This window comes from Amycolatopsis oliviviridis, from assembly GCF_014654365.1.
GTDB lineage: Bacteria > Actinomycetota > Actinomycetes > Mycobacteriales > Pseudonocardiaceae > Amycolatopsis > Amycolatopsis oliviviridis.
The window spans coordinates 172,760-196,661 of sequence record NZ_BNAY01000006.1; the positions used below are offsets into that span (position 1 = coordinate 172,760).

The following is a 23,902-nucleotide window of genomic DNA, read 5'->3' on the forward strand; positions in this document are numbered from 1 at the left end:
CACGCCCCGACGGTTGCCCGCTCAGGTCACGAAATGATCGCGATCCCTACGCCCGCACCGTACGACGACGGTACGCCGCGAAGCCGACACCGCCCGCGACCAGCGCGAGACCGCCCCCGACGGCGGCGAGGACGCCGGCGTGGTCGGCGGGCCCCTCGGTGCCGCCGGTCTGCGGGGCGCCGGAGGGCACCTTGGCGACCTGGTTCTTCTTGCCGAGCACCTCGAAGGTGACCGTCGACTTCTGCCCCCAGCAGGTCAGCGTCACCGGGTACTTGCCCGGCTTGATGTCCTTGACCGTCGCGGACCATTTCGCGGAGTCGATGGAGTTCGCGGAGTTGACGGTGAGGGCCGCCGAAGTGACCTTCGGGCCGAACTCGTTGTTCCGGGTGGCGCACTGGAAGTCCAGCTTCACCTTGTCCCCCGGCTTGCCCTTGGCGGGCGAGAGGGTCAGGCCCTTGAGGATCCCGACCGGCGACGCGTGCGGGCCGGGGCCGTCAGGGTCCTCGGACGGGGACGCCGACGGCGAGGGGGACGGAGAAGGCGAAGCCGAGGAAGAAGAAGGCGAAGGAACAGTCGTCGGAGAAGTCGCGAAAGCGACGCCCGGCGCGAGAAGAAGGAATCCGGCGACGGTACCGGCGGTGAGCATGACAGTGCGCTTCATGGAATTACCCCTGATGAATTGACCGTGGATGGGAATCGGACAAGAAGAATCCCCGCGCCCCTGTTCCCCCAGTGGCGGTTCTCTGTCTTTCCGACATACTCATGACGCCTCGACCGGGGGCCGGGTTGCCCGGTTTCATCACGAAAAGATCGCGAAATCCAGAGGCGAGAGGAATGACGCGAAAGCCACTTTCAGGACGCACTGGGTCGGGGTGGTCGTGAGTGGCGATTCGTGTTCTAACCCGAATCGCCACTCACGACCACCCCGACGAAAAACCGCCCCCGGACCGAGTCCGAGGGCGGCTGAAAGAAAGGGTGTAACTCAGGAAGCCATACTGCCGTCACCCGCGTGCGCGGAACCGGACGGCACCGCGCTCACCTGCCGGGCGGGCACGGAAAACGTCGCCGTATAAGACTTTCCGTTGCAGTTGACGGTCAGCGGGTAGTTCCCCGGCGCCGTGTCCTTCTTGAGCTCGACCTCGGCGCTGACGTTCGCCGGGACACCGATGAGCGGACCGTAGTCGTACTTCCCGATGCTCAGCACCGGCGAAGAGAACGTCGTCGACGTCGGCGCCTTCAGGCCTTGGCCGCCGGGGCACTGCGCTAGCGCCACGTTCGCGTCGCCGTGCACGTACTTGTTGACGAGACCGAGTTCGTAGGCCGTGTCGTCGTTGAGCTGCACCGTGACACCGCCGGGATCGGGCTGGGGCGCGGATTGCTGAGCGAGACCGGTCGCCGGACCCGCCAGCAACGCCGCACCGATCGCCACCACTCCGACGGCACCCCTGCGAACCCTGCGAACCACGAAAAACCCCTAGCTGTCACCGAAACACCGACACGCGCTAGACGCGGGCACCCCCGCGAGGGTTGCTTCCCCGGCGGGATCAGTCCAAGTCGTCGTGGCGCATCAGCTGACGGCCCGCCTCGGTGATCGATCCCGACAGCGACGGGTACACCGAAAATGTCAGTGCCAGGTGTTCCACTGTGAGCTGGTTCTGGACGGCGAGCGCGATCGGAAGGATGAGTTCGCTCGCCGTCGGCGCCACGACCACACCGCCGACGACCACGCCGGTGGCGGGGCGGCAGAACAGTTTCACGAAACCGCGTCGCAGACCTTCCATCTTCGCGCGGGCGTTCGTCGCGAGCGGGAGCATGATGGTGCGGGCGGGCACCTCACCCGAGTCGATCGCCTGCTGGCTGATGCCGACGGTCGCGATCTCGGGGTGGGTGAACACGTTGGCGGCGACGGTCTTGAGCTTGATCGGCGCGACACCCTCGCCGAGCGCGTGCCACATCGCGATGCGGCCCTGCATGCTGGCCACGGAGGCGAGCATGAGCACCCCGGTGCAGTCGCCGGCGGCGTAGATGCCGGGCGCGCTCGTGCGGGAAACGCGGTCGACGCCGATGAAGCCGCCGGGGCCGGGCTCGATGCCGACCTTCTCCAGGCCGATGTCGGTGGTGTTGGGCACCGAGCCGACGGTCATCAGCGCGTGGCTGGCTTCGATCACGCGGCCGTCGGCGAGGTGGATCTCGACGCCCTTTTCGGTGCGCACGACCTTGTCGGCGCGCGCCTGCTTGGCGACCGTGGTGCCGCGCTGCGAGAAGACCTCTTCGAGCACCGCGGCGGCGTCGGCGTCCTCGTGCGGGAGCACGCGGTCGCGGCTGGAGACGACGGTGACCTTGACGCCCATCTCGGTGTAGGCCGAGGCGAATTCGGCGCCGGTGACACCCGAACCGATGACGGCCAGGTGCTCGGGCAGCTCGCGCAGGTCGTAGAGCTGACGCCAGTCGAGGATGCGCTCGCCGTCCGGCACCGCGCCGGGCAGCACGCGCGGGGTGGCGCCGGTGGAGATGAGGACGACGTCGGCGTCGAGCACCTCGGTCGAGCCGTCGTGCAGGGTGACGGCGACCTTGTGCGTGGCGAGGCCGGCTTCTTCGTCGTCGAACCGGGCCTGGCCGATGACGACGCGGACACCCTCGCGCTGGACACGCGCGCGGATGTCGGCGGACTGGGCGAGCGCGAGGCCCTTCACCCGGCCGTGGACGGTCGGCAGGTCGACACTGGTGTCGGCCATGTCGGTGTTGATGCCGAGTTCGCGCAGATCGTGCATGTTCGCGAGCGCGCCGGAGGAGGCGATGAACGTCTTCGACGGGACACAGTCGTAGAGCACGCACGCGCCACCGAGACCGTCGCGTTCGACGATGGTGACGTCGGCTCCGTGCTGAGCCGCGACCAGTGCCGCTTCGTAACCGGCGGGGCCTCCGCCCATGATCACGATCTTGGTCACTGGTCTCCTCCTCGCAGCGGTGTCTGTGACTGCGTTTACCGTACGCGGGCGACCGCTGGGCGGATTGAGTGGCCGGACACGGCATGTGCGTCCAGCCGGGTGACCGGCGGGTCGCTACGCTGTCACCGTGCCGTTGTATGCCGCGTATGGATCCAATATGGAGCCCGCCCAGATGCTGGAGCGCGCTCCTCACTCCCCCATGGCCGGCACCGGCTGGCTGGAGGGCTGGAGGCTGACCTTCGGCGGCGAAGACCTCGGCTGGGAAGGCGCGCTGGCGACCATCGTCGAAGACCCGGGCTCCCGGGTCTTCGTCGTGCTGTACGACGTCACCTCCCTGGACGAACCCAACCTCGACCGCTGGGAAGGCGGCGAGATGGGCATCCACTCCAAGATCCGGCTCCGCGTGCAGACGATGGACGGCTCCGTCCTGGCATGGCTGTACGTCCTGGACGCCTATGAGGGCGGTCTCCCGTCGGCGCGCTATCTCGGCGTCCTGGCCGACGCGGCCGAGGCGGCCGGGGCGCCCTCGGACTACGTCGACGCGCTCCGCACCCGTCCCTGCCAGGGCATCTCCGGCTGATCACGCGAGTCCCGCCTCCAATCACGCGGGTCCCGGCTCTGATCACGCTAGTCGCGCCCTCAGTCACGCGAGTCGCGCCGTGCGGCGCTCGAACGCTCCGCGCAACTCCGCCAGCAACCTTCGCGGATCCCGCAGATCGGCCGCCGTCGCGCGGATCGTGATCCACCCACGCGCCGCCATTCGGGCATCTCGCTCCGCGTCGTAGTCCTGCCTGTCCTCATGAGCGGCGTAGCCGTCGTACTCCAGGGCGATGCGCAGCTCGGGCCACGCGAGGTCGAGTACGTACAGCTTCCGCCCGTCGACGGCGTGGATCTCGTACTGGGCGACCGGTATCGGCAGTCCGGCCTCCACGACGATCAAGCGAAGGATGCTCTCCGACGGCGAATCGGCCTCGCCCGTGGCGAGCGCGAGCAGCATCTGCGCCCTGTGGATACCTCGCCGGTCGCGACGGTCGATGATGCGATCCCGGACGTTGGTGTGCAGGATTCCCCGGTGGTCCGGCGCGAGGTTGTGCAGCGCCTCGTCGAGCGCGGCGAACGCTGTTCGCTTGTCACCGTCGCAGAGGTGATCGGCCAGCGCGCGATCCAACGAGAACACCGGAAGTTCGTCCAGTTCGAGGACATCGGACGGGTGAAATTCCGCCCTGTGCACCACGAGCCCCGACCTCGATTCGACCCGTCTCGAGTAGGGGACGGTCAGGTGGACCGTCGTACCGTCCGCAGCCGAAATCCCATGTAGGGCAAGAGAAGTGACGCCGGAAAGCACAGCGGGCTGTCCGACCGCGAGCAGTGCCGCCCGTGCCAGTGTCGGCAACTTGAGCAGATCTGCCGCGTGGACGACCACACCTCGCCAAGGCTGTGCCAGCACGCCACGCGCCAGCCCTTCGACGACGGCTCGCCGCCCCAAGATCTTGTCCGCCTCGCTACGCAAGACGGCCCCATGACGTACTCCCCAGTTGATCACACCTTCGAGGATCGAAGACCGGATCAGTCTTGAGAAGAGCCAGTTTTCCGAGTTGTGGATAACTTGTTCAGGCTGTGGATAACTCTGTGCACGGATGTTCGGGCCCGATAGGGCGAACATCCGTGCACAGAGACGGGACTGGCGTGATTGAAGCCGGAACTCGCGTGATTGGGCGGGGGTCAGGCCAGGGTGGCCAAAGCGGTGTGGACCAGGGTGCGGACCCCGCACAGGAGCGATCGCTCGTCGAGGGTGAAGGTCGGGCGGTGGATGTCGGCCATCGGGCCTTCACCGGGCCACACGCCGAGACGCGCGAAGGCGCCCTGGACGTGCTCCAGGTACCACCCGAAGTCCTCGCCGCCGGACGACTGCTCGGTCCCGGCCACGGCGTCCTCCCCCAGCGCGGCTTCGACACCGGCGCGCATCAACGCGTGCGACTCCGGGTCGGAGACGACCGGCGGCACGCCGCGGCGGTAGTCGAGGGAGAACCCGACGCCGGTCGGCGCGAGCAGCGACTCCACCGAAGACGCGACGAGCGGCTCCAGCATCGTCCAGACCTCGTGGTCCGCGGTCCGGAGCGTGCCGCGCAGCACGCCGTCCTGCGGGACGGCGTTCGCGGCCTGCCCGGCGTGCACCGCGCCCCAGACCAGCACGGTCCCGGACCGCGGGTCGACGCGCCGCGAAAGGACCGCGGGCAGCGACGTGATCACCGTGCCGAGCGCGTGCACCAGGTCCGCGGTCAGATGCGGCCGCGAGGTGTGCCCGCCCGGCGAGGTGAGCCGCAGCTCGATGAGGTCGGCGGCCGAGGTCAGCGCGCCTTCCCGCAGGCCGACCTTGCCGACCTCGAGCCGCGGGTCACAGTGCAGCCCGTAGATCCGCTCGACGCCCTCCATCGCGCCGGCGGCGATCATGTCCAGCGCGCCGCCGGGCATGACCTCCTCGGCGGGCTGGAAGATCAGCCGCACCCGCCCCGGCAGCTCCGGCGCGCCTGCCAGTGCCCGGGCCGCGCCGAGCAGGATCGCGGTGTGCGCGTCGTGCCCGCACATATGCGCGGCGCCGTCGGTCTGGGAGGCGTACGGGAGCCCGGTGGCCTCGGTCAGCGGCAAGGCGTCCATGTCGGCGCGGAGCGCGACACAGCGGTCACCGCTGCCGATGTCGCAGACCACGCCGGTGCCCGTGGGGAGCACCCATGGCTTGAGGCCGACCGAGCGGAGCAGGGACATGACCATTTCGGTCGTGGCGAACTCGTGGCGGGAGAGCTCCGGGTGCGCGTGGATGTGCCGACGCCACGCGAGGACGTCGGTGGCGTTCGCCCGGAGCCAGTCGTCGAGCCAGAAAGGGCCGCGCCCGGCGCCCAGATCATGCACAGGTGCCATGCTGACGCCGGCTTCGGAGATCAGCGCGGTGGGCGCCTCTTTAGGGGCAACGACGCGACCCTCGGGGTCGCCTGGAATGTCCGGACGTGAATCGAGCACCGTCACGCCGCACCTCCTCCCGCAACACAGTCACCTTCGTCTACCACCGTACGAGTGGTCGCTGAAGGCACGCTGGGTGCCATTCGATCTGTGATACGCATTTGCGATAGATCGTGCACCATGCAGATGACAAGCCGCTCGTCGAGTGATCGAGCCGGAGATGGCCGGTAGTGGATCTGCGATGAACGGCTGCGAGGAGTTCGGCCCGGGCTAAGCGGAGAGTCCTTCTACTTACGGGTAGCGGTTCAGGACTTCTTCTTCTTGGAGCGGGAGCGACGGCCGAGGATCACCAGACCCAGCAGGACGGCCGCGGCGATGCCCGCGATGACCTTGTTCTTGGTCTCCTGGCTGTTGGCCTTGTCGGTCTCGGCGGGGTCGAGCACCGGTCCCGGAGGCGCCTGTTCGAGCACCTCGTGCACCGCCGCTGCCTGCGCGATCGCCGGCGCGGGCGCCTGGATCTCAACGGCCTGCGCGGCAGGCGCGCAGACGATCAGCCCGGCGGCGACCAGTCCGGCCAGCTGCCCGAGACGAGACCTGGTAGGCATGACTCCCTTTCGTCGACAGAGTGCGTCTTCGATTCTGCACTTTGCCGCGTTCCCGCGTCAGCCGCCACGCGGAGGACCGGAGAACGCCTCCAGAATCCGTTGCGCGGCGAGCGTCGGGGTCAGTTCACCGTCCCGGACCGCCCGTTCGACGTCCGGAACGACCGCTCGCACGTCCGGATGCGCCGCGAGGCGGCCGAGCAGCTGTTCGCGGACCATCGACCAGGTCCACTCGACCTGCTGGCGCCGCCGCCGTCCGTCGAGTTCGCCGGACGCGGTCAAGACATCGCGATGGCGGCCGATTTCGGCCCACACCTCGTCGAGCCCGACGTCGGTGAGCGCGCTGCAGGTCAGCACCGGCGGGGTCCACTCGGCGTCGCGCCCGTAGATCATCCGCAGGGCGCCCGACAGCTCGCGGGCCGCGCGCTTCGCGTCGCGTTCGTGGTCGCCGTCGGCCTTGTTGACCGCGATGACGTCGGCGAGTTCGAGGACGCCCTTCTTGATGCCCTGCAGCTGGTCGCCGGTGCGGGCCAGGGTCAGGAACAGGAAGCAGTCGACCATGTTCGCCACGGTCACCTCGGACTGCCCGACCCCGACGGTCTCGACCAGCACGATGTCGTACCCGGCCGCTTCCATCAGCACGATCGTTTCGCGGGTCGCCCGCGCGACGCCGCCGAGCGTGCCCGAAGTCGGCGAAGGGCGGATGAACGCCTTCGGGTCCACCGCGAGCCGCGCCATCCGGGTCTTGTCACCCAGGATCGAGCCGCCGGTCCGCGTCGACGACGGGTCGACGGCCAGCACGGCGACCTTGTGCCCGGCTTCGGTCAGATCCGTGCCGAGCTGGTCGATGAAGGTCGATTTGCCGACACCGGGGACGCCGGTGATGCCGACCCGCCGCGCGCCGCCCGCGTGCGGGAGCAGTTCGACCAGCAGCTCCTGCGCCTGCGCCCGGTGGTCTTCGCGGTTGGACTCGACGAGCGTGATCGCCCGGGACAGCAGGCCGCGGTCCCCGGCGAGGACGCCCTTGGCCAGCGCCCCGACGTCGATCTTGCGCGGCAAGGTCAGGACTCCTGGGCGGTCAGCTGCCCGATCAGATCGATCGCCGCGTCGGCGATGACCGTGCCCGGCCCGAAGATCGCCGCCGCGCCCGCCGCGCGCAGTTCCTCGTAGTCCTGCGGCGGGATGACGCCGCCGACCACGACGATGATGTCCTCGCGGCCCTGGTCGGCGAGCTCGGCGCGCAGCGCGGGGACCAGCGAGAGGTGCCCGGCCGCCAGCGACGAAACGCCGATGACGTGCACGTCCGCCTCGATCGCCTGCCGCGCGACCTCGCCGGGGGTGGAGAACAGCGGGCCGACGTCGACGTCGAACCCGATGTCGGCGAAGCCGGTCGCGATCACCTTCTGGCCGCGGTCGTGGCCGTCCTGGCCCATCTTCGCGACCAGGATCCGGGGACGGCGGCCTTCCTCCTCGGCGAACTTCTCGACCAGCTCGCGCGCCTGTTCGACGTTCTCGGCCTTGCCGACCTCCTCGCGGTACACACCGGAGATCGTACGAATCTGACCGGAGTGGCGCCCCCAGATCTTCTCCAGCGAGTCGGAGATCTCGCCGACCGTGGCCTTCGCCCTCGCCGCGTCGATGGCGAGCGCGAGCAGGTTGCCGTCGGCCTGGGCGCCCGCCGTGAGCCGCCGCAGCGCGTCTTGCGTCGCGTCCTCGTCGCGCTCCTCGCGCAGCCGCCGCAGCTTCTCCAGCTGCTGCGCGCGCACGCCCGCGTTGTCGACCTTGAGCACGTCGATCTGCTCGTCGTCGGTCACCTGGTACTTGTTGACGCCGATCACGGGCTGGCGGCCGGAGTCGATGCGCGCCTGGGTCCGCGCGGCGGCCTCTTCGATGCGCAGCTTCGGGATGCCGGCGTCGATCGCCTTCGCCATGCCGCCCGCCTGCTCGACCTCGCTGATGTGGCCCCACGCCTTGCGCGCGAGGTCGTAGGTCAGCTTCTCGACGAACGCGCTGCCGCCCCACGGGTCGATGACGCGTGTGGTGCCGGATTCCTGCTGCAGCAGCAGCTGCGTGTTCCGCGCGATGCGGGCGGAGAAGTCCGTCGGCAGCGCGAGCGCCTCGTCGAGGGCGTTGGTGTGCAGCGACTGCGTGTGGCCCTGGGTCGCGGCCATCGCCTCGACGCAGGTGCGGACGACGTTGTTGTAGACGTCCTGCGCGGTCAGCGACCAGCCCGAGGTCTGCGAGTGCGTCCGCAGCGACAGGGACTTCGACGACTTGGGCTCGAAACCCTTCACGAGCTTCGCCCAGAGGAGCCGCGCCGCGCGGAGCTTCGCGACCTCCATGAAGAAGTTCATCCCGATCGCCCAGAAGAAGGACAGGCGCGGCGCGAACTTGTCGACGTCCAGCCCGGCCTCGACCCCGGCGCGGATGTACTCGACCCCGTCCGCGAGCGTGTACGCCAGCTCCAGATCGGCGGTCGCCCCGGCTTCCTGCATGTGGTAGCCGGAAATGGAGATCGAGTTGTACTTCGGCATGTTCCGCGAGGTGAACGAGAAGATGTCCGAGATGATCCGCATCGACGGCTGCGGCGGGTAGATGTAGGTGTTGCGGACCATGAACTCCTTGAGGATGTCGTTCTGGATGGTCCCGGCCAGTTTGTCCGGCGAGACACCCTGTTCCTCGGCCGCGACGACGTACAGCGCGAGCACCGGCAGGACGGCGCCGTTCATGGTCATCGAAACGCTCATCTTGTCGAGCGGGATGCCGTCGAAGAGCTGGCGCATGTCGTAGATCGAGTCGATCGCGACGCCCGCCATGCCGACGTCACCGGCGACGCGCGGGTGGTCGGAGTCGTAGCCGCGGTGGGTCGCGAGGTCGAAGGCGACCGAGAGGCCCTTCTGCCCGGCGGCGAGGTTGCGGCGGTAGAAGGCGTTCGATTCCTCGGCGGTGGAGAACCCCGCGTACTGGCGGATGGTCCACGGCTGGTTGACGTACATCGTCGGGTACGGGCCGCGCAGATAGGGCGCGACGCCGGGATAGGTCCCGAGGAAGTCCACTCCGGACAGATCGTCGGCGGTGTAGACCGGCTTGACACCGATGCCTTCCGGCGTCTCCCACGCGAGCGCGTCGGGGCCCTTGCCGGTGGCGGCGTGCAGTGCTTCGGTCCACTGAGGACGGTCGGCCGGCTCGGGGCTGCCGAGGTCGACACCGGCGAAGTTCGGGATGGTCATCACTGCACTCCGAGCTCGTTCAACGTGCCGGTCAGGACATCGAGGGCGTCGCAGCCCGTGAAGAGGTAGCCCGTGACGTCCGGGTGATCACCGGGTTTCCCGGCGAGAAGCACCGACGTGGCACCCGCTTCCTTCAACGCCTTCGCGACACTGTCGGCTTCCTCCGCGTAGGAGGTGTTGCTTCCGCAGAGGCAGGCGATCGTCGTCCCGCTCGCGCGGAATTCCGCGACGACGTCTTCGGGGGCGCCGGGGTTCACGGCCTCGATACCGCCCGCCTGGAACAGGTTCGCCGCGAAACTCGCCCGCCCGGTGTGCGCCGCGACAGGGCCGAGCGTGGCGAGGAAGACGCGGGGACGGCTGGGATGCGCGTCCGCCCGGTCCCGCAGGGCCTCGAACGCTCCCGCGTACCGGTAGCGCGGCAGTCCGCCGCCCGGCAGGTCTTCGACGGCGTCGCGGACGACCGCTTTTTCGGTCAGGTTGGGGAATTCGCTGACGCCGGTGATCGGATCGCGGCGCGTCCCGATCCGCTTCGACCGCTTTTCCCAGGTTTCGGCCAGCCGTCCGGCGAGCGCGCCGGAGGCCAGTTCGGCCTCGATCCCGCCCGCCGCCTCGATCGCGGTGAACTCGCGCCAGGCGGCCTGGGCCAGGTCCTCGGTGAGGTTTTCGACGTACCAGGAGCCGCCCGCCGGATCGATGACCCCGGCCAGTTTGGACTCCTCCAGCAGGACGGCGTGCGTGTTGCGCGCGATCCGCGCGGAGAACGCGTCCGGCTGGCCGATCGCGGCGTCGAACGGGAGGACGGTGATCGCGTCCGCGCCGCCGACCCCGGCACCGAAACAGGCGAGCGTGGTCCGCAGCATGTTCACCCAGGGGTCGCGCTGGGTCAGCATCGCTGGCGAGGTGACCGCGTGCTGCCGCATCCCCGCGCCCTTGCCGCCCGAAACCTCGGTGACGCGGGCCCACAGGCGCCGCGCGGCGCGGAACTTGGCGATCGTGAGGAACTGGTCGGCCGTGGCGGCGAGCCGGAACTCGAGCTGCGCGGCCGCGGTGTCGACGTCCAGCCCCGTTTCCGTGAGCGCGCGCAGGTAAGCGACGCCCGCCGCGATGGTCGCGCCGAGCTCTTGGGCGTCCGAACCGCCCGCCTCGTGGAACGGCAGGCCGTCGGCGACGATCGTCCGCACCTTCGGGTGACTCTTCGCGACCCGCGCCGCCAGCTGGGCGGCGGGCGCGAGCGGATGCGCCGTGCCGGTGCGCGCGGTCAGCCCGATCGGGTCTGCGCCGAGAGTCGCGGTGACCGCGCTCGCCGGGATCTCACGTTCGGTGAAGAGGGTGAACAGCTCGTTCGCGGCGGCCTCGTACTCCTCACCCGCGTCGAGGGTGACGGGCGCCAGGTCGACGTACACCTCGTTCAGCGCGTCGCCCAGCTCGGCGACCGGGACCCCGGTCGTGCCGGCGCGCAGCCAGATCGAGCTGACGCCGCCTTCGAGGTCGGCGAGGATCGCGGTGTTGGTGGCCTTGGCGTCGCGGCGCGCGTACCGGGCGCGGATGTCCCAGCCCGTCGTCACCGCCCCCTCGGGCCGGGCGCTCCTCACGAACGGCGGAAGACCGGGGAAACCCGTCCCTTCGACCGTGTCTTCGGCGGTGTAGAGCGGCTGGATCTCCAGGCCGTCATACGTCCGCGTGACCAGCCTGCTTTCGGGCAGGCCGTCGAAGTCCTCGCCGATCGTGCCGCTCTTGCGCAGCACTCCGGCGACGAGCTCCCGCCACTGCTCACGACTCACTTCGGGGAACTCAGCCGCGAGCATCAGCTCGTCCGGCTCGTCCGGCGCAGCGGGTCCATCGGGCGTCGGCACTGACTCCGTTCCGGCCACTTCGGTCATAGCTGACGATGCTAACGGCCCTTAACAACCCCTACCTGTGACGCTAGTCGCGCCAGGGAGACCCCGATTCACTCCGCCAGGGCACGGCGCATAGGGCCGCCACGGGGGCATACGACACAATTGGGCCGTGCCGTCCGACACCACCGAGTCCCCCGAGAGCCCCGGCGAAGAGAAGCGTGTCGTCGCCGGGCGATATCGGTTGCGCTCGGTGATCGGCTCGGGATCGATGGGCACGGTCTGGTCGGCCTACGACGAGTTCCTGCACCGGCCGGTCGCGGTCAAGGAGGTCCGCCTCCCGCCCGGCGTCCCGACCTCACAGGCCGACGAACTGCGCGAACGGACCCTGCGCGAAGCGCGCGCGATCGCCGTTCTGAGTCACCCGAACGTGATCATCCTGCACGACGTCGCGCGCGAGAACGACGAGCCCTTCGTCGTCATGGAGCTGCTGCCGTCGCGCAGCCTCGCGCACATCCTGCGCGACCACGGGCCGCTGACGGTCGAGCAGGCGGCCGCGGTCGGCATCGCGGTGGCGTCCGCGCTCGAAGCCGCGCACGCCGCCGGGATCACCCACCGTGACGTCAAACCGGGGAACGTCCTGGTCGCCGGGGACGGCCGGATCAAGCTCACCGACTTCGGCATCGCGCGCAACGTCTCCGAAGCCACCATGACCCGCACCGGGATGATGCTGGGCTCCCCCGCCTACATCGCGCCCGAGGTCGCCTCGGGCGGCGCGGTCGTCCCGGCCGCCGACCTGTGGGGGCTCGGCGCGACACTGTTCGCCGCCATCGAGGGCTCGCCGCCCTACGACGCCGACGGCGACCCGCTCGAAACGGTCGGCAAGGTCGTCAACGGGAAGGTGCCGAAGCCCGGCCCCGGTCCGCTGGCCGACGTCATCGGCGCGCTCATGAAGAAGGAGCCGTCCAAGCGGATCGCCCTGCGCGAGGTGCGGCGCCGGCTGTATCCGTTGCAGGCCAAGACTCTGATCGACCTCTTCCCCGCCGAGCTGTTCCACACGCCCGACGGCAAGAAGACCACCGCGCACCTGGACGCGACCGACACCCAGGTGATCAAGCCGGTCGCCCCGGAGAAGCCGGGCGAGGGCACGAGTTCCGAACTCGCCGCCGATCCCGGCCCGCTGCCGTTCCTGAACCAGTCCGCCGCGGCACCCACGCCGCCGGCCGAACTCCCGCCGATGCCGACCGTCGTCCCGCTGCCGCCCCGGCATCCGGGCCGGTCGGCGGTGGCCACCGTGCTGCTGGCGATCGCGTCGGTGATCGTCTTCCTGCTGGCGGCGGGCGGCGGGTTCGTGCTGGCCAGGACGGTCGGCGGGCAGGATCTGCGACCACCGGAAGAACTGCGGCAGGGCGACACGATCGTCACGCAGCCGCCGCCGAAACTGATCACGCAGCAGGGTGACGCCAGCACGGTGAACGGCATCAAGGGTGGCCGGTTCACCATCGGCGTCCCGGAGGGCTGGCAGAAGTTCGTCGCGCCGCACATCACCAGGGGTGTGCCGAGCACCGTGGTCCAGTACGTCTCGCCCGACGGCCGTCAGGTCATCCGGATCGAGCGGCTGAGCGGTTTCCTCGCCGAGAGCCCGCCGCCCGCCTACTTCAGCTGGCTGAAGACGCAGCATCCGGACATCGACCCGATCGGCGAGGCGTCCACCGTGCCCGGGCGGGGTGACAACAGCCTGCGCTACACCTACCGGACCATCGAGCGCGCCACCGCGACCAGGGAGACCACGAACGACACCGCGCGGCGCACGACGTTCATGGACCTGTTCAGCGGGGGCTCGGATCTGTGGATCTTCTCGGTGACCTCGCCGATCGAGCAGGAGACTTCGGCGAAGACCGCGGTCTTCGAGCCCGTCGCACTGTCACTGATCGTCGACGGCTAGCCGCGGGAGGCTGGCCGCCGAGCGAGCGCAGGTCGGGTGGGTCGTGAGTGGCGATTCGGATCAGAGCGTCTTAGGCACCTATCTGGATTCTGGCCGCGGGTCCGGTCCGTGAAGGCCTCCTTGCCTACCCTGAAGGTAGCGAAGGGGGCCTTCACTACCTTCGCGATCGCCACGTTCGTCCCAGGCGCACCAGCAGCCACAGCGACCGCGCGTGAAGGCCCCTTCCCTCGGCTCAGTCGAGGGAAGGGGGCCTTCACGCGCTTAGGTAGGTGCGTGGCGGTGGAGCCTCGGTCCAGGTGGTCGTGAGTGGTAAATGTCGTTAGAACGACCCAAAACACTCACGACTCACCGCACCACGAAAGGCCCCTTCAGCCCTCCTCGACGGCCAGCCGCGCGAAGTGCGCCTTCGAGGCACGCTGCTGCGCCAGCCTGCGCAATACCGAGAGCAGCCTGTCCCCGAGAACGGTCTCGACGACGGCGATCTCGATGATCCGCTCCAGCGACTCGACCCCGGCGATGCCTTCGAGGTCCAGGTCGGCGGTCCGGTCGGCGATCTCGGCGTAGGCGTCGAGTTTGTCGAGGTACCAGCCGTGCCCGACGTCCCGGATCGTGCAGAGGACGCCGACCAGGGCCTGGATGATCGGGTCGTCGTCGTCCTTGCAGGGCCAGTCGCGGCGGTCGGCCAGCTCCTTGACCGTGGCGAGCGCCCATTCCCGGCTCTCGTCGTCGACGGCCTGGCGGGAACTCGTGATCCCCTCCTGAGCGATGCCGAGGATGCGGTGCGGACTGGCCTCCCCGGCGTCGACCGCGGTGAGCACCTCACCGACTGTGGCGAGCGAGAGGCCGCCGACGTCCATCAGCGCTCTGATCAGCTTGATCCGCTGGACGTGCCCGTCACCGTATTTCGCCTGGTTGGGACTGGTCCGCTCCCCGGCAGGGAGCAGCCCTTCCCGCAGGTAGTACTTGATCGTGGCGACCGGGACCCCGGCTTTCTCGCTCAGCTCCGCCATCCGCACGCGTGGTAACTCCGATCTCGGGGACGGTTCCAGGGTCATCCCTGAAGACTTCTCAGGATGGATAGCTTAGCTTCCCATAACGGAGAGCTTGACTATCCATTCTGGGAGGGACCCGTGACCATCTTGACCGATCTCCGTGAGAGAACCCGCACCTGGCACCGTGGTTCGTATCGCTGCGGGCAGGCCTTCGCCGTGATCACCGTGCTGTGCGTTTTCGCCATGCTGATCGACCAGCGGACGCTGGAAGGCGCGCCGATCTGGGCGAAACCGTTCAAATTCGCCGTCTCCGGCTCGCTGTACTTCTTCGCCTGGAGCTGGCTCGTCACCCTGCTGCCGAAGTTCCGGCGGACGGCGGGCGTGCTGGCGAACGCGCTCGTCGTGATCTTCTCGGCCGAGTACGTGCTGATGGTGTTCCAGGCCGCCCGCGTCCGCGCGAGCCACTTCAACTACGCGACCCCGCTGGACAACGCGATCTTCCAGACCATGGGCGGGATGGTCGCCACGCTGTGGCTGGTCAACCTCGTCCTGACGATCGCCGTGATGTTCACCCGGCTCCCCGACCGCGCGACGGCGTGGGCGGCCCGGATCGGCGCCGTCCTCGGCGCGATCGGGATCTCGCTGGCGACGCTGATGACCGGCCCCACCCCGGAACAGCAGGCCATGCTCGACGCGACCGGCCAGTCCGCGATGATCGGCGCGCACACCGTCGGCCTCCCCGACGGCGGCCCCGGCCTGCCGATCCTCGGCTGGAGCACGGTCGGCGGCGACCTGCGGATCCCGCATTTCCTCGGCCTGCACGGACTTCAGGCACTGCCGCTGCTCGCGCTCGCCCTCGGCGTCCTGGCCGCGCGCTACCCGCGGCTGCGCGACGACGTCGTCCGGCTCCGGCTGGTGGTGATAGCCGGCGTCGGGTACGCGGGCCTTCTCGCGCTGCTCACCTGGCAGGCTCTGCGCGGCCAGTCGATCGTCGCCCCCGACGGCCAGACCCTGACCGCCTTCGCCCTCCTTGTCGCCGGCGTCGCGGTTAGCGGGCTGATCGCGATCGGGCGGCCGTCGAAGGACCGAGAGCTGGAGGCTTCCCTTCGATGAGCGTCGACACCCTGTTCACCTGGACCTTCCCGCTGGCGGCGCCGTTCTGGCTGCTGATGATCTTCCTGCCGGGCTGGTCGTGGACCCGCCGGATCATGTCCTCGCCGTGGGTGCCGCTCCTGCCGCTGATCCCGTACTTCGTGCTCGCCATCGCGCACCTCGGCGAGCTCTGGACGGCGGTCAGCAGGCCGGACCTCGGTGTGCTCAGCGCGTTCACCGGCACGCCGTACGGGGCGGCCACGATCTGGGCGCATCTGATCGCCTTCGACCTGTTCATCGCGCGCTGGATGTACCTCGAATCCCGCGAGCACCGGATCCATCCGCTGGTGACGGGCCCGATCCTGGCGCTCACGATCTTCCTGTCCCCGTTCGGGCTGGTGGTGTTCCTGCTCGTGCGAACCGTCCGGATACGCTCGTCGCATGAGTGAGAACGAGGTCGCGGCGGCCGCCGCCATCGCCGAACGCACCGGCGTCGAGAAGCACGACATCGCCGTCGTGCTCGGTTCGGGCTGGCGCCCGGCGGCGGACGTCATCGGGGAGCCCGAGGCGGAGATCCCGCTGGGCGAACTGCCCGGATTCGTCGCGCCGGGCGCGGTCGGGCACGGCGGAACCGCCCGTTCGGTCCACGTCGGCGAGAAGCGCGCGCTGATCATGCTGGGCCGCACGCATTTCTACGAGGGCAAGGGCATCGACCCGGTCGTGCACAACGTGCGCACGGCCGCGGCGGCGGGCGCCAAGACGGTGCTGCTGACCAACGCGGCCGGTGGCCTGCGCGAGGGCTTCCGCGTCGGGCAGCCGGTGCTGATCTCCGACCACCTGAACCTGACCGCGCGCTCGCCGATCGTCGGCGCGAACTTCGTCGACCTGACGGATCTCTACTCGAAGCGGCTGCGCGACATCGCGCGCGAAATCGACCCTTCGCTGGAAGAAGGCGTCTACGCGGGACTCACCGGGCCGCATTTCGAGACCCCGGCGGAGATCCACATGCTGCGGACGCTCGGCGCCGACCTCGTCGGCATGTCGACGGTGCTGGAGGCCATCGCCGCCCGCGCCGCCGGGGTCGAGGTGTTCGGGCTCTCGCTGGTGACCAACCTGGCGGCCGGGATGACCGGGGAACCGCTGAACCACGAAGAGGTCCTCGAAGCGGGCCGCCAGTCGGCGACGCGGATGGGGACCCTGCTGAAGGAACTCGTCACCCGCGCCTGAGAAGTGTCATGAAAGGGCCTTTCAGGACGAAAAACGTCTTGAAAGGCCCTTTCATGACATCCGGGGAGACTCAGCCCGCGAATTCGGGAAGCCGCTGAGCGACCTCCGCCGGCGACGGCATCGCGGCGACCTCGTCGGCGAGTTTCCGTGCCGCACCGAGGACGGCGTCGTCGGCGAGCAGCCCGCGCGCCCGCTCGTGAATGGCGTCCTCGGTGGCCCCCTCACCGATCAGCTGCGCGCCCACCCCGGCCGCGGCGACGGCCTCGGCGTTCGTGAACTGATCCGCCCCCTGCGGAAGCACCAGCTGCGGCAGCCCGGCACCGAAAGCGCCCAGCGTCGTCCCGCTGCCACCGTGGTGGACCACGAGGTCGACGTGCGGCAGGAGTTCGGACTGCGGCACCCACGCCTCGACACGGACATTGCCGGGGACGTCGCCCAGCTGCGCCGGATCCACCGTGGGGCCCGCCGCGACGATGACGTCCGCGTCGATGCGCGCCAAACCGCCGATGGCCCGCTTGAGCACGTCTTCGTCACCGAACGCGGTGCCGAGGGTGAGGTAGATCAGCGGACGGCTCTTGTCCCGTCCCACCACGCCCGCCGGGAGATCCCCGGGCTCGGCCCAGCCGACGGGCCGCAGCGGGATCCGGTTCGCCCCCGCCAGGAAATCCGGTGCCTGCACCGATTCCGGGCAGATGTCGACGACAGGGTCACCGAAGGAGAACAGGTCCGCGCCCTCGAAACCGACCTCCGCGGCGAATTCCGCGAGACGGCCGTTGATGACGTCGATGACCTCACCCGGCGAGAACCGGCCGAAACCGTGCCCGATCGCGGGGATGCCGGCGAGCCGGGCGGCGATGGCGCCACCGGCGTTGCCGCTTTCGTACACGACGAGATCCGGCCGGTGCCGCTCGAACAACGGCGTGAGATCGGCGAGAAACCGGCGTGGCAGCACATTTCCGAACACTTGCCCGATAATGGGATAAAACGCCTCGGGCGGGCCGTTCGAGGCCCGGGGCGGGTCCGTGTCGGGCCCGAAGAACGAGGCGAACGCCGCCTGCATTCCGAATCCGGCGCTTTCCGTGGCCAAACCGGCCTTTTCGACGACCGGCCGCATCTCGTCACCGGTGGCGAACAGGACGTCGTGCCCGGCGTCGCGAGCGGCGACGGCGAGCGGTAGTAGGGGATAGAGATGACCATGACTCACCAGAGAAGTGAAGATCAATCGCACCCTCTCCAACGTACCCGTAGGCTGACTCGGTGACGACTTCCTTGACCCCGGAACTCCGGGATCGGGCGTTCCGCTGGATCGCCGACGACCCGGACGACGATTCCCGCGTCGAGCTGCAGAACATCCTCGCCCGCGCGATGGGCGGCGAAGCCGGTGCCGCCGCCGAACTCGCGGACCGGATGGCGGGCCCGCTCGAATTCGGCACCGCCGGGCTGCGCGGCCCGGTGCGCGCGGGCCCCAACGGGATGAACGTCGCGGTCGTGACCCGCACGACGGCCGGAGTCGCGGAGTGGCTGGCCGCACAAGGACATCCGGGCGGCGTCGTGGTGGTCGGCCGTGACGCGCGGCACGGTTCGGAAGCCTTCGCCAAGGCCGCCGCCGAGGTACTGACGGCCGCCGGGTTCGCGGTCAAGGTCCTGCCGGGACCGCTGCCCACCCCGGTGCTCGCGTTCGCGGTGCTGGAGCTCGGCGCCGTCGCGGGCATCCAGATCACCGCGTCGCACAATCCCCCGGCGGACAACGGGTACAAGCTCTACGACGCGACGGGCGGCCAGATCGTCCCGCCGTCGGACGGCCGGATCGAGCGGGCCATCGAGGCCGCTCCCCCGGCGATCAGCGTGCCGCGCGCGCCGGGCGCCGAAGTCCTGGGCGACGAACTCCGGGACGCGTACCTCGCGAAGGTCGCGCTGCTGCCGCGCGGCCCGGAACGCGGGGTCAAGGTCGCCGCGACGGCGCTGCACGGCGTCGGCGCCGAAACCCTGCGCGCCGCGTTCGAGCGCGCCGGGTTCACCGAACTGAGCCTGGTCGCCGAGCAGTCCACGCCGGATCCCGACTTCCCGACGGTCGCCTTCCCGAATCCGGAGGAACCGGGCGCGACGGACCTTTTGCTGGCGCTGGCGTCCGAAGTGCACGCCGATCTGGCGATCGCGCTCGACCCCGACGCCGACCGGTGCGCGCTGGGCGTCCGCGAACGGGACGGTTCGTGGCGGATGCTGCGGGGCGACGAAACCGGGGTCCTGCTCGGCTGGCATGTTCTGTCCACTGTGGACAGAGGTGACAATGCCGATCCGCTGGTGGCCACCACGATCGTGTCGTCGTCGATGCTCGGCGAGGTCGCGAAGGAGTTCGGCGCGCGCTACGCGGAGACGCTGACCGGGTTCAAGTGGCTGGTCCGAGCGGGTGAAGGACTCGTCTTCGCCTACGAAGAGGCGCTCGGCCTCTGCGTGAACCCCGGTTTCGTGCGTGACAAGGACGGCATCTCCGCCGCCGTGCTCGCCGCGGGACTGGCCGCTTCCCTGCGCGCGGCGGGCCGCGGCCCGCTGGACGTTCTCGACGAGCTGGCCGCGAAGCACGGCGTGCACGTGACGGATCAGGTCTCGCTGCGGGTCACCGATCTGTCGGTGCGGGAGAAGCTGATGGCCGGCCTGCGAGCCGCGCCCCCGGAGTCGCTGGGCGGCACCGACGTCACCATGGAGGACCTGCTGCCCGACGCCGACGTCCTCCGCCTGACCGGCGAAGGGCTGCGCGTCGTCATCAGGCCGTCCGGGACCGAGCCGAAACTGAAGGCGTACCTGCAGGTGAAGGAGCCGGTTTCCGGCGACCTCGCCGAGGCGCGCGCCGCCGCGGACGCCCGGCTGGCCGCGCTGCGGGCCGACATCGAGTCCCGTCTGGCCTGACGATGCCCAGGCTGCTGATCGTCCACCACACGCCGTCGCCCTCGACGCAGGCGATGTTCGAAGCCGTGCTCTCCGGCGCGAATCATCCGGACATCGAGGGCGTCGACGTCGTGCGCCGCGCGGCCTTGGGCGCGACAGTGCCCGACGTCCTCGACGCGGACGGCTATCTGCTCGGCACACCGGCGAATCTCGGCTACATGTCCGGCGCGCTGAAGCATTTCTTCGACACCGTCTACTACCCGTGTCTCGATTCCACGCGGGGCCGTCCGTTCGGGTTCTTCGTGCACGGCAACAACGACACCGCGGGCACCGTGCGCGGAATAGAGAGCATCACCACCGGCCTCGGCTGGGAACGCGCGGCTTCTCCGGTGCTCGTCACCGGAGAACCGGGCAAAGCGGATTTGGAAGCCTGTTTCGAACTGGGCGGCACCCTGGCCGCCACCCTCATGCCCTGACCCTTCACGCATTTCGTCCTCTGGATGCGGTAGTTGGCAACACGAACGACCGCATTCAGAGGACGAAACGCGGGGAGAAAGTAAAGGGGCCTGTCACCGGAAGCCCTGGGGGTCGACCTCCGGCAACAGGCCTAGGTCAAGGGTTCGCCGTGATGGCGATCAACCTTGACTGACCAAGCGTACTACATCCGGCACGATCTTGTGCACCCACCGGGAAAAACGCCTCTCACTCCGTTGTCCGTACACCCCCAGGGCACGGATTCCGGAGCGAGAGGCCGGAACACGGTACGAAACCGCTTGACAACTGTAAACCACTGCATACATGTGCTGTCAACAGCTGCGGACAGGCTGAATCGCGTTACACTCCGACTACGGAACGGGGCTGTGACGGATGGGGGGATGATGTCGCCGGACCAGACCTTCGCTCAGAAACTGAGCGCTCTGATCGACTCGGCGCGCGCGGACGAAGGCGCGCCGCACAGCTATCGCGAGCTGTCCGCGGCGATCGATCGCGCCGGCGGGCCCGCGATGTCGCCCGCGTACCTCCAGCAACTCGCCACCGGCAAACGGATCAACCCGAAGATCCATTACGTCGAAGCGCTGGCGAGATTGTTCGGCGTCCCGATCACCTACTTCTTCGAAGAGCAGGAAGCACAACCCGCAGGGGAGGCGAAGCTCATGGCCATGCGCGCGCAGGAGCTCTCCCCGCAAGGCCGTCGCCAGGTCATGGACCTGCTCGAACTCGTCGAACGGTACGAACGGGCCGAGCGCGACCAACCGGGCGAGAGCCGATGAAGGAACGGGAGCTCCGCAAACGCTGCCGCAAGATGCTGAACAAGCTCGACATCGAACCTCCGCTCGACGTCGGCGTGCTCTGCGAGCGGCTCGGTGAGCAGCGCGGCAGGCCGATCCGGCTGATGCCGTATCCGCTGGAGGTCCCGGGCCCGTTCGGCTGCTGGATCGCCACCGGGACGGCGGACTACATCTTCTTCCAGCAGGAGACCACGAAGTCCCATCAGGATCACATCATCCTGCACGAACTCGGGCACATGCTCGCCGATCACCATCCCGGCGGCGACGCCGAACCCGCCGATTTCCTGCGCGGTCCCGCCCCCGGTCTCGACGGCGACGCCGTCCATCGCGCGTTACGCCGCACCTCCTACGATGAGGCGCACGAATGGGAAGCCGAGACCGTGGCGACCATCATCCTCGAATGGGCGTCGGTCTTGAACTACACGATTCCCCGTCGCGCCGACGACGATGACGTCCGCCGCGTCCAAGGCGCGCTGGGCGACCATCAAGGGTGGCTGTGAACTCACTGTTCTCCCCTCTCAACGTCGTGGCGATGGTGCTGTTCGCGACCGCGCTCGCCTGGCGGATCTACCAGACGTACCGGGCGCCCCGGGTCCTGCCGAACTGGGCGATCACCATCACGATCGTCTGTGTCGCCGGTTCCTTCCTCGCCCAGCAGAAGCTCATCTCCGGCTGGCTCGACGGCCTGACCGGCAAAGGCACCGGGCGGCTGGTCAACAACGTCCTGCTCGCCATCGGGGTCTGCGCGCTGCTGATCGTCTTCCTCGGCTCCGCGCTGGGCCCGCGCCGGCCAGGACGGGTCCTGTTCGAACTGCTCCCGCTGTCCGGCGCGATCGCGCTGATGCTGGTCGCCATGGCCGTCACCCCGCCGGAGGCACGCGGGCTCGCGCTGAGCCCGAAACTCGTGCACGAGCCCGGCGTGGCGCTGTTCTACCTGGGCGCCGGGCTGTACCTGATCTACGGCCTGTCCGCCTGCGCCTGGTGGATCCTCCGGTACATCCGCACCGCGGACCGCCATCTGCGGATCGGGCTGAAACTCAGCGCCGCCGGGCTGATCAGCCTTTCGGCAGGCAGCGTCTTCCGCGCGCTCTACATCGTGATCGCCTGGGCGTTCGGGCCGTCCATCCCGCTCCTGCTCGGCGTCGCCGTCCCGTTGGTGCTCCTCGGGATCGTGCTCTTCCTCGCCGGCATCACCTATCCCGGTGCCCGCGCGCGGTTCGCCGCGCTGCGCCGCCGTCGACAGCACCGGCTGCACCACGAACGGCTCACGCCGCTGTGGACCGCGCTGGCCGGGATCTACCCGAACATCGTGCTGCGGACGACGCCGCAGGGGCCGTGGGAACGGTGGCGCCCGCGCACGGTCCACCGCCGGTACTACCGCCGCGTGATCGAGATCCGGGACGGGCTCGTGCAGTTGAGCCCTTATCTGGAAACCGATCTCACCGCACTCGCCGCCGACGATCCGCGCGCGGCGGCGGAGGCGCTGAAGGCCGCGATCGCCCGGCAGGCCGCGGGTGAGGAGACCGACGGACGGGCGAAACTCGTGCTCCCGGGCGGCGCCTCGGACATCGAATCCGACGTACGGCCGCTGCTCGCGCTCTCGGCCGCGGTATCCCGGAACGGAGCATGACCTTGCAGCTTCTCCTGACGGCGGACCGGATCCTGCCGCGGCCGGGCACGCCCGTCCAGGACGGCGCCGTGCTCGTCGAGGGTGACCGGATCCTCGCGGCGGGCTCTCGCGCCGAGGTCGTCGCGCAAGCGTCGCCGGACGCCGAAAGACTCGACTTCCCCGGTTCGACGCTGCTGCCCGGTCTGTTCAACGCCCACGTGCACCTGGCTTTCGACGCCACCCGCGAGATGCTGCCGAACTTCCTGGCGAGCGAGGACGACGCGCTCCGCGCGGGCGCCAAAGACCGGTTGGGACAGCTGCTGCGCAGCGGCGTCACGACCGTGCGGGACCTCGGCGATCGCGGCGCCCTAGGCGCGCGCGTCCGGGCCGAGCTCGAAGCCGAAGGCACCGCCGCCCCGCGTCTGCTGACCGCGGGGGCACCCTTGACCGTCCTCAATGGACACTGTCATTTCTTCGGCGGCGTGGTCGGTGACGACGACTCCGTGCGGGCGATGATCGACGCCAACGCGGCCGCCGGTGCCGACGTGATCAAGGTGATGGCCAGCGGCGGCCAGATCACCGAGGGCGGCGCCGACATGTGGGAGTCCCAGTTCGACGTCCGCGCCCTGCGCCTGATCGTCGGCCACGCGGCGGCCCGCGGACTTCCGGTCGCGGCGCACGCGCACGGTTCCGACGCGATCGAGGCGTCCGTCGAGGCGGGCGTCCGCACGATCGAGCACTGCACCTGGATGACCGGGCCGCAGCGACAGGACCGGCGCGAAGGCGTCGCCAAACGGATGGCGGCCGAAGGCATCGCGGCGTGTTCGACGAGCAGCCGCAACTGGCGGATGCTCGCCGAGCGCATGGGCGAGGAACTCGCGAAGACCGTCTACGGCAGGTTGTCCTGGCTGGAGGAGCTGGGCGTCCCGCTCCTGGCGGGGACCGACGCCGGACTGCCCGGTTCGGTCTTCGACGATCCCGTCGGCGCTCTCGAACTCTACGAATGGCTCGGTTTCGGCAGGCGGCGGATCCTCGAGATCGCGACCGAGGACAGCGCCGCCGGACTCGGCCTCGGCGACGTCACCGGCCGGCTCGCGCCCGGCCTGAGCGCCGACGTCCTCGTGGTCGACGGCGACCCGCTCGCCGATCTTTCCGCACTCCGGAACGTCCGCCTGGTCCTCGCGCGCGGCTCCCGGGCCTGACTCCCGAAAGTGGGACGCCAAGTTTGGTGACACCGTTTTAAAACAGTGTTATCTTTGTCTTCGCTCCCCACCGCGCTTGCCTCGAAGGGAAAG

Annotated in this window: 22 protein-coding genes; 11 read left to right on the top strand and 11 right to left on the bottom strand. The window is 69.4% G+C overall.

All coding sequences use genetic code 11. The annotated features are described in order from the left end of the window. Window positions 1–46: 46 nt before the first annotated feature. From IE302_RS26025 to IE302_RS26035, 3 genes are all read right to left on the bottom strand, one after another. The gene (locus IE302_RS26025) at window positions 47–661 is read right to left on the bottom strand and encodes a hypothetical protein (protein ID WP_191257102.1); all 615 of its coding nucleotides are present in this window, start codon (window positions 659–661) and stop codon (window positions 47–49) included. Window positions 662–982: 321 nt separating this feature from the next. Then, the gene (locus IE302_RS26030; protein ID WP_191257103.1) at window positions 983–1,432 is read right to left on the bottom strand and encodes a hypothetical protein; all 450 of its coding nucleotides are present in this window, start codon (window positions 1,430–1,432) and stop codon (window positions 983–985) included. A 112-nt stretch (window positions 1,433–1,544) separates the two neighbouring features. Next, the gene (locus IE302_RS26035; RefSeq protein ID WP_005165467.1) at window positions 1,545–2,948 is read right to left on the bottom strand and encodes an NAD(P)H-quinone dehydrogenase; all 1,404 of its coding nucleotides are present in this window, start codon (window positions 2,946–2,948) and stop codon (window positions 1,545–1,547) included. 127 nt (window positions 2,949–3,075) lie between these two features. Here IE302_RS26035 and IE302_RS26040 point away from each other — a divergent pair, with 127 nt between their 5' ends. Then, on the top strand, window positions 3,076–3,528 hold the full coding sequence (locus IE302_RS26040) for a gamma-glutamylcyclotransferase family protein (RefSeq protein WP_191257104.1): 453 nt from the start codon (window positions 3,076–3,078) through the stop codon (window positions 3,526–3,528). Between the two features lie 63 nt (window positions 3,529–3,591). Here the strand turns inward: IE302_RS26040 and IE302_RS26045 are convergent, their stop codons facing one another. The 6 genes from IE302_RS26045 to IE302_RS26070 form a co-directional block, all read right to left on the bottom strand. Further along, window positions 3,592–4,434: an endonuclease domain-containing protein gene (locus IE302_RS26045; protein ID WP_191257390.1), complete on the bottom strand. Its 843-nt coding sequence runs from the start codon at window positions 4,432–4,434 to the stop codon at window positions 3,592–3,594. 236 nt (window positions 4,435–4,670) lie between these two features. Then, complete coding sequence (locus IE302_RS26050; RefSeq protein ID WP_191257105.1) at window positions 4,671–5,969, bottom strand: amidohydrolase; 1,299 nt, start codon at window positions 5,967–5,969, stop codon at window positions 4,671–4,673. A gap of 239 nt (window positions 5,970–6,208) precedes the next feature. After that, complete coding sequence (locus tag IE302_RS26055) at window positions 6,209–6,508, bottom strand: hypothetical protein (protein WP_191257106.1); 300 nt, start codon at window positions 6,506–6,508, stop codon at window positions 6,209–6,211. A 57-nt stretch (window positions 6,509–6,565) separates the two neighbouring features. Further along, on the bottom strand, window positions 6,566–7,564 hold the full coding sequence (meaB, locus tag IE302_RS26060) for a methylmalonyl Co-A mutase-associated GTPase MeaB (RefSeq protein ID WP_191257107.1): 999 nt from the start codon (window positions 7,562–7,564) through the stop codon (window positions 6,566–6,568). Window positions 7,565–7,566: 2 nt separating this feature from the next. Beyond that, window positions 7,567–9,735, bottom strand: coding sequence for a methylmalonyl-CoA mutase (gene scpA, locus IE302_RS26065; protein ID WP_191257108.1), 2,169 nt, complete (start codon window positions 9,733–9,735; stop codon window positions 7,567–7,569). Next, complete coding sequence (locus IE302_RS26070; protein ID WP_191257109.1) at window positions 9,735–11,615, bottom strand: methylmalonyl-CoA mutase family protein; 1,881 nt, start codon at window positions 11,613–11,615, stop codon at window positions 9,735–9,737. Before IE302_RS26070 ends, scpA begins: the two co-directional genes overlap by 1 nt. Before the next feature lie 127 nt (window positions 11,616–11,742). Here IE302_RS26070 and IE302_RS26075 point away from each other — a divergent pair, with 127 nt between their 5' ends. Further along, window positions 11,743–13,515, top strand: a complete 1,773-nt coding sequence (locus IE302_RS26075; protein WP_191257110.1) for a serine/threonine-protein kinase — start codon at window positions 11,743–11,745, stop codon at window positions 13,513–13,515. Between the two features lie 368 nt (window positions 13,516–13,883). Here the strand turns inward: IE302_RS26075 and IE302_RS26080 are convergent, their stop codons facing one another. Then, window positions 13,884–14,525: a MerR family transcriptional regulator gene (locus IE302_RS26080; protein WP_229907940.1), complete on the bottom strand. Its 642-nt coding sequence runs from the start codon at window positions 14,523–14,525 to the stop codon at window positions 13,884–13,886. Window positions 14,526–14,645: 120 nt separating this feature from the next. Here IE302_RS26080 and IE302_RS26085 point away from each other — a divergent pair, with 120 nt between their 5' ends. Genes IE302_RS26085 through IE302_RS26095 form a run of 3 tightly spaced genes read left to right on the top strand, consistent with a single transcriptional unit; the run spans window position 14,646 to window position 16,826 of the window. Next, a complete protein-coding gene (locus tag IE302_RS26085; RefSeq protein ID WP_191257112.1) occupies window positions 14,646–15,620 on the top strand; it encodes a hypothetical protein in 975 nt (324 codons plus the stop codon). Continuing rightward, window positions 15,617–16,048 (top strand): ABA4-like family protein, encoded by a 432-nt coding sequence (locus IE302_RS26090; protein WP_191257113.1) that lies wholly within the window; start codon window positions 15,617–15,619, stop codon window positions 16,046–16,048. Before IE302_RS26085 ends, IE302_RS26090 begins: the two co-directional genes overlap by 4 nt. Beyond that, window positions 16,041–16,826 (top strand): purine-nucleoside phosphorylase, encoded by a 786-nt coding sequence (locus tag IE302_RS26095; protein ID WP_191257114.1) that lies wholly within the window; start codon window positions 16,041–16,043, stop codon window positions 16,824–16,826. Before IE302_RS26090 ends, IE302_RS26095 begins: the two co-directional genes overlap by 8 nt. A gap of 70 nt (window positions 16,827–16,896) precedes the next feature. Here IE302_RS26095 and IE302_RS26100 read toward each other — a convergent pair whose 3' ends face one another. Further along, window positions 16,897–18,054, bottom strand: a complete 1,158-nt coding sequence (locus IE302_RS26100; RefSeq protein WP_191257115.1) for a glycosyltransferase — start codon at window positions 18,052–18,054, stop codon at window positions 16,897–16,899. Between the two features lie 29 nt (window positions 18,055–18,083). On the opposite strand from IE302_RS26100, the gene IE302_RS26105 reads away from it, so the two are divergent. The 6 genes from IE302_RS26105 to IE302_RS26130 all read left to right on the top strand — a co-directional run bounded on the left by IE302_RS26105 (window position 18,084) and on the right by IE302_RS26130 (window position 23,809). Then, on the top strand, window positions 18,084–19,730 hold the full coding sequence (locus tag IE302_RS26105) for a phospho-sugar mutase (protein WP_191257116.1): 1,647 nt from the start codon (window positions 18,084–18,086) through the stop codon (window positions 19,728–19,730). A 2-nt stretch (window positions 19,731–19,732) separates the two neighbouring features. After that, the gene (locus IE302_RS26110; RefSeq protein ID WP_191257117.1) at window positions 19,733–20,185 is read left to right on the top strand and encodes a flavodoxin family protein; all 453 of its coding nucleotides are present in this window, start codon (window positions 19,733–19,735) and stop codon (window positions 20,183–20,185) included. A gap of 402 nt (window positions 20,186–20,587) precedes the next feature. Beyond that, the gene (locus tag IE302_RS26115; RefSeq protein ID WP_191257391.1) at window positions 20,588–20,980 is read left to right on the top strand and encodes a helix-turn-helix domain-containing protein; all 393 of its coding nucleotides are present in this window, start codon (window positions 20,588–20,590) and stop codon (window positions 20,978–20,980) included. Then, complete coding sequence (locus IE302_RS26120) at window positions 20,977–21,498, top strand: hypothetical protein (RefSeq protein WP_191257118.1); 522 nt, start codon at window positions 20,977–20,979, stop codon at window positions 21,496–21,498. The genes IE302_RS26115 and IE302_RS26120 overlap by 4 nt, the downstream gene beginning before the upstream one ends. Continuing rightward, a complete protein-coding gene (locus IE302_RS26125; protein WP_191257119.1) occupies window positions 21,495–22,628 on the top strand; it encodes an MAB_1171c family putative transporter in 1,134 nt (377 codons plus the stop codon). The genes IE302_RS26120 and IE302_RS26125 overlap by 4 nt, the downstream gene beginning before the upstream one ends. Beyond that, window positions 22,625–23,809, top strand: coding sequence for an amidohydrolase family protein (locus IE302_RS26130; RefSeq protein WP_191257120.1), 1,185 nt, complete (start codon window positions 22,625–22,627; stop codon window positions 23,807–23,809). Before IE302_RS26125 ends, IE302_RS26130 begins: the two co-directional genes overlap by 4 nt. The last annotated feature ends 93 nt before the right edge of the window (window positions 23,810–23,902 follow it).

What these genes read in the sequence shown, in the direction of transcription:
- IE302_RS26025 (WP_191257102.1), bottom strand. Translation starts at nt 661, where the DNA reads ATGAAGCGCACTGTCATGCTCACCGCCGGTACCGTCGCCGGATTCCTT.
- IE302_RS26055 (WP_191257106.1), bottom strand. Translation starts at nt 6,508, where the DNA reads ATGCCTACCAGGTCTCGTCTCGGGCAGCTGGCCGGACTGGTCGCCGCC.
- scpA (WP_191257108.1), bottom strand. Translation starts at nt 9,735, where the DNA reads ATGACCATCCCGAACTTCGCCGGTGTCGACCTCGGCAGCCCCGAGCCG.
- IE302_RS26070 (WP_191257109.1), bottom strand. Translation starts at nt 11,615, where the DNA reads ATGACCGAAGTGGCCGGAACGGAGTCAGTGCCGACGCCCGATGGACCC.
- IE302_RS26080 (WP_229907940.1), bottom strand. Translation starts at nt 14,525, where the DNA reads ATGGCGGAGCTGAGCGAGAAAGCCGGGGTCCCGGTCGCCACGATCAAG.
- IE302_RS26090 (WP_191257113.1), top strand. Translation starts at nt 15,617, where the DNA reads ATGAGCGTCGACACCCTGTTCACCTGGACCTTCCCGCTGGCGGCGCCG.
- IE302_RS26095 (WP_191257114.1), top strand. Translation starts at nt 16,041, where the DNA reads ATGAGTGAGAACGAGGTCGCGGCGGCCGCCGCCATCGCCGAACGCACC.
- IE302_RS26110 (WP_191257117.1), top strand. Translation starts at nt 19,733, where the DNA reads ATGCCCAGGCTGCTGATCGTCCACCACACGCCGTCGCCCTCGACGCAG.
- IE302_RS26115 (WP_191257391.1), top strand. Translation starts at nt 20,588, where the DNA reads ATGTCGCCGGACCAGACCTTCGCTCAGAAACTGAGCGCTCTGATCGAC.
- IE302_RS26120 (WP_191257118.1), top strand. Translation starts at nt 20,977, where the DNA reads ATGAAGGAACGGGAGCTCCGCAAACGCTGCCGCAAGATGCTGAACAAG.
- IE302_RS26130 (WP_191257120.1), top strand. Translation starts at nt 22,625, where the DNA reads ATGACCTTGCAGCTTCTCCTGACGGCGGACCGGATCCTGCCGCGGCCG.